This is a genomic window from Nonomuraea longispora, from assembly GCF_004348345.1.
In the GTDB taxonomy this organism is placed as follows: Bacteria; Actinomycetota; Actinomycetes; order Streptosporangiales; family Streptosporangiaceae; genus Nonomuraea; species Nonomuraea longispora.
Genome location: NZ_SMJZ01000334.1, coordinates 1 through 5,276, shown reverse-complemented (window position 1 = coordinate 5,276; position 5,276 = coordinate 1). Strand labels below are relative to the sequence as shown.

Here is a 5,276-nt window from a genome sequence, read left to right as displayed (position 1 = left end):
CAGTAGGCCCGGTCGTCGGCGTGCCGGTCGTCGAGCCGGTCGTCGAGCCGCAGCCAGAGCGCGTAGTCGGCGTACTGCACCGGCAGCGGCTCCCAACGGGGGGCGTGTCCCGCCAGCCGGGCGGCGTAGGCGTCGCCGAGGTCGCGCAGCAGCGGCCCGTCGGACCACTCGTCCATCGCGATGTGGTGCAGGACCAGGGCCAGCACCGTGTCGCCGGTGTCCTGCTCCTCGATCAGGGTGGCCCGCAGCGGCGGTTCCACGGCCAGGTCGAAGGGGCGGGCGAGAGCTTCGGCGAGCGCGGGCCCGGCGGCGGTGCAGCGGGCGACGGCCAGGTCGATGCGGGGTTCGGCGAGCACCCGCTGGGCGGGCCCCTCGTCGATGACCGTGCGCAGGATCTCGTGCCGGCCCGCCACGTCGCCGAGCGCCTCCCTCAGGGCGCCGGCGTCGACGTGGCCGCGCAGGCGGAGGACCAGCGGGTAGGTGTAGGCGGTCGAGGCCGGGTGCAGCCGCTGGAGCAGCCAGAGCCGCTCCTGCGCGGGTGAGAGCGGCACGCGCTCGGGGCGCGGGCGGCGGACGAGCGGCGGCCGCGCGGGCCCGTCCGCCGCCGCGAGGCGGCCGGCGAGCCGGGCGGGGGTACGCGCGTCGAACAGGTCGCGCAGCGACAGGTCGGCGTCCGTGGCGGCGCGGACGAGGCCGAGCAGCCGGATGGCCAGCAGCGAGTGCCCGCCCCTGTCGAAGAAGTCGTCCTCGGGCCCCACCTCCTCGCCGTCGCCGAGTGCCTGGCCGAACAGCGCGCACAGCAGCCGTTCGCGCTCGTTCGCGGGCGGCCGGGAGCCGGAGGCGAGCGCGCGGGGCGGGGGCAGCGCGGCGGTGTCCAGCTTGCCGTTGACGGTGAGCGGCAGCGCGTCCACGACGGCGTACGCCGACGGCACCAGGTGACCGGGGAGCACGGCCTTCAGCCCCCGGTGCACCTCGGCGGCCAGCGCGTCGGCGTCGCCGGGCCGGTCGGGCACGAGGTAGGCCACCAGCCGCCCGCCGCCCGCCCGGTCGGGCACGGCCAGCACGGCGCTGCGGCGCACGCCCGGCCGGGCGGTGACGGCGGCCTCGACCTCGCCGGGCTCCACCCGGTGACCGCGGATCTTGACCTGGTCGTCGGTACGCCCCAGAAAGTCGAGGTTGCCGTCGCCGCGGGCCCGGACCAGGTCGCCGGTCCGGTACATCCGCCCGCCGGGCACGTACGGGTCGGCGACGAACCTCCCGGCGCTCAGCCCCGGACGGCCGAGGTAACCGCGGGCCAGCCCTTCGCCCGCGATGTAGAGCTCCCCGACGGGAGCCGGGCGGAGGAAGGCGTCGAGCACGTAGCAGCGGGTGTTCCGGATCGGCCGCCCGACCGTGGTGGTGGCGCTGTCGCCGGTGCCCGCGCCGAGCGTGTTGATCGTGTACTCGGTCGGCCCGTAGAGGTTGTAGCCGTGCACGCCCTCGGCATCGCGCAGCTCCGACCAGAGCGCCTGGGGCACCGCCTCGCCCCCGAGCAGCACCAGGGGCGGGCGGTGCGGCCCGTCGAGCAGGCCCTCGTCGATGAGGTGCCGGGCGTACGTGGGCGTCACGTTCACCACGTCCACGCGGTGGCGGTGGCAGTAGGCGACGAGCGCCGTGGCGTCCCTGCGCAGCTCCTCGTCGCAGATGTGCACGTGGTGGCCCTCGACCAGCCACAGCAGCTCCTCCCACGACATGTCGAAGGAGAAGGAGACGGTGTGCGCGATGGTGAGGATCCGGCCGCCGGCCGCCTCCACCGTCGGCGTGAAGATCGCCTCGCGGTGGTTGAGCTGCATGTTCGTCAGGCCGCGGTACGGCGTGACCACCCCCTTGGGCCGCCCGGTGGAGCCGGAGGTGTAGATGACGTACGCGGGATGGTCCAGCCGCCCCGCCCGGCGGGGGGCCGCGACCGGCCCGGCGTCATCCGGCACGTCGTCCAGCAGCAGCCTGGCCACGGGGTGGGAGGCGAACCTCGGCTCGACCGCCCGCGTGGTGACCAGCAGGACGGGCCCGGCGTCGGCCAGCATCGCCAGCAGCCGCTCGTCGGGATGGTCCAGTTCGAGCGGCAGGTACGCCGCACCGGTGCGGAGCACGGCGAACAGCGCGGCCACCATGTCGATGGAGCGGGGCACCGCCAGCGCGACGATCCGCTCCGGCGCCGCTCCCCCGGCCAGCAGCGAGCGCGCGATCCGGTTCACCCGCGCGTCCAGCTCGGCGTAGGTCACCGTGCGGTTCCCGAAGGTGAGCGCGAACCTGGCGGGGGTACGGCCGGCCTGGGCCGCGAGCAGGTCGGCGATCGTGTCGTCGCCCACGGGCCCGGTGATCCCGTCCGTCGAGGGACTCTCGCCCGACAGGAGCAGCGGCACGTCGGCCACGGTCGCCTCCGGGTCGGCGGCGAGGCGCAGCAGCACGTGCTCCAGCCGGGCCAGCAGGTCGCGCGCCTGCTCCCGCGTCACCACGTCACCCCGGTACTCCAGCCGCAGGGTGAGCCGCGCGCCGGGGGTGACCACCCACGTGAGCGGGTAGTGCGTGGCGTCCACGCTGGACACGCCGACGACGCCGTGCGCCTCCTCCAGGTCGGTGAAGGTGTCGTCGTCGAGGAAGTTCTGCAGCACGTACAGGCTGTCGAACAGGGTGTCGCGGCCCGCGGCGCGCTGGATGTCCCCGAGGCCCAGGAACTCGTGCGGCATCAGCTCGGCGCGCTCGGCCTGGACCCGCCTCATGACGTCCAGCGTGCTCTCGCCGGGGGCGAGCCGGACCGCGACGGGCACGGTGTTGAGGAACACGCCGATCGCCGACTCGATGCCGTCCAGCTCGGTCGGCCGCCCGGCGACCGTCGTGCCGAACACGGCGTCGCCGCGGCCCGACGCGTGCGCCAGCACCATGCCGAGCGCGGTGGTGAGCATCGCGTTGAGCGTCACGCCGCGGCGGCGGGCCTGCTCGGTGACCTGCCGGGTCTGTTCCTCCGTCAGCCGCGCCGACAGGCTGGTCGCCGGCACGGGCGCGGTGCCCGCCGCCGCGGGGAACAGCACGGTGGGCTCCACACCGTCCAGCGCCTGCGCCCACGCGCCGGCCGCCGCCCCGGCGTCCTGGCGGGCCAGCCACGCCAGGTGGTCGGTGAACGTCGCCCCGCCCGTGGGGAGGGCGCCGCGTTCGCCTCGCGAGTCGTACAGGGCGAACAGCTCGCGCAGCACCAGCTCGCGCGACCAGCCGTCCCACAGCAGCAGGTGGTAGGTGAGGAGCAGGCGGTCGCGCCCGCCGGGCAGGTGCACGACGGTCAGGCGGCACAGCGGCGGGCGGGCCGGGTCGAAGGGCCGCCGCCGGTCCTGCTCCATCACCCCGGGCAGCCCGGAGTCGTCCCCGGACAGGTCGATCACGCCGACGGTGGCGTCGAGGCCCGTGCCGACCACCGCCACCGGCCGGTGCTCGTCGCCGGCGGTGAAGCCGAGGCGCAGCGCGGGGTGGCGGTGGAGGAGGGCCGCGTACGCCAGGCGCAGCGCCGGCAGGTCGAGGGGGGCGGCGAAGTCGAAGGCGTTCTGCGCCACGTACACGTCGGCGTCGCCGGCGTAGCGCGCCTGGAAGAACAGCCCCTCCTGCAGCGGCGACAGCGCCCACGTCCCGGGCGCGGAGGTCAGGTCGCGCAGCGCCGCACCCCAGCCGTCGGCGATCAGGCGGGCGTCACCGGCGCCCAGCCCGCCCTCCGCGTACGTGAACACCGCGTGCAGCTCGGGGCCGTCCGGGGTGTCGTGGCAGGCGACGTTGATCTCCAGCAGGTACGGCGTCCCCAGGTCCGGGTCGGGCGCCACGCGCAACGTCTCCGGCGCGGTGTCCCAGTCGCGTGTCCCCCCCGCGGGGAACCTGCCGAGGTAGTTGAACAGCAGCTGGGGCGTGCCGAGCCGGGCGAGCGCGGCGGCGGTCCGCGGGTTGCAGTACCGCAGCAGCCCGAACCCCAGCCCTCCGCCGGGGACCGCCCGCAGGGCCTCGCGCACCTCGCCGGGCGTGGCCCGGCCGCCGGGCAGGCGTACGGGGGCGATGGCGGTGAACCAGCCGACCGTCCTGGACAGGCCGGCGTCGCCCGCGCGGCCGTGCCGTTCCAGGTCGAGCACGAGCGGCGCGTCCGCGTCCCGGCCGCGGGCGGAGCGCCAGCGGGCCACCGCGGTGTGCAGCGCCGCGACCAGCGTCTCGGTGACGTCTCCTCCCTGCTCGGCCGGGACGGTGGTGAGCAGCGGCTCCGTCACGTCGGGGGGCAGGCGCAGCACGTGGTCGCGGGTGGCCCCCACAGTGAGCCCGCCAGTCGGCCCGCCAGTCGGCCCGGGGGCCGGGATGGCAGGGTCGAGCTCGCCGCCCGGCCGCAGCGTGTCCGCCCAGTGCTCGAACTCCGCCAGCCTGGCCGCCTGGGCGGCGCTCTCGTTCAGCGCCCGCGCGTGGGCGCGCAGGGAGGTGCCGACCGGGTCGAGCGCGGGCCGCTCCCCCGCGGCGACGGCGTCCCACGCCTGCCGCAGGTCGTCGACGAGGATGCGCCAGGACACCCCGTCGATCGCCAGGTGGTGTACGACGATCAGCAGCCTGCCCTGCCGGTCCGGCCCCCGGTCGAACCACACCACCTCGGTGATCCGGCCGGCGTCGGGGTCCAGCCGGCCGGCGGCGGCGTCGGACTCCGCGGCGACGAGCGCCTGCAGGCCGTCCTCGTCGTGCCCGCTCGCGTCGACCGCCAACACGCCGGGCTCCGGCGGCTCGCCCGCCGGACGCACCTCCAGCGACCACAACAGCGGCGAGGGCCTGCTGAGCCTCAGCCGGAGCGCGTCGTGCCGGTCGGTCAGCGCGCGGATCAGCTCGGCGACCTGCTCGCGCGTCATGCCGGGTGGGGTACGGAGCAGCTCGGCCTGGTTGAGCCGGGAGATGCCGCCGCCCAGCTCGGCCAGCCGGTGCACGATCGGCGTCAGCATGATCTCACCGGCGCCGTCGGACCCGGCGGGCTCGGGTACGGCGGGCTCGGCGTTCTCCGGTGCGGCGGCCAGGGCGAGGGCGGCCGGGGTCCTGTGGACGAACACGTCCTGCGGTGACAGGGGCAGCGCGCGGCGCCTGGCGAGGTTGACCAGCTGGATGGCGATGATGCTGTCACCGCCGAGGTGGAAGAAGTCGTCGTCGGGCCCGGCCGCGCCCACCTGCAGCACCTGCGCGAACAACGAGCACAGCACCGCCACCGGCTCCGCGTCGGCCGCCGTCGTCCCGGCGGGCAC

The 5,276-nt window shown here is 76.1% G+C and carries 1 protein-coding gene; it reads right to left on the bottom strand.

The annotated features are described in order from the left end of the window. Positions 1-5,276 (bottom strand): non-ribosomal peptide synthetase (locus E1267_RS42360; RefSeq protein ID WP_132341758.1); only part of this gene is annotated, 5,276 nt, incomplete at both ends.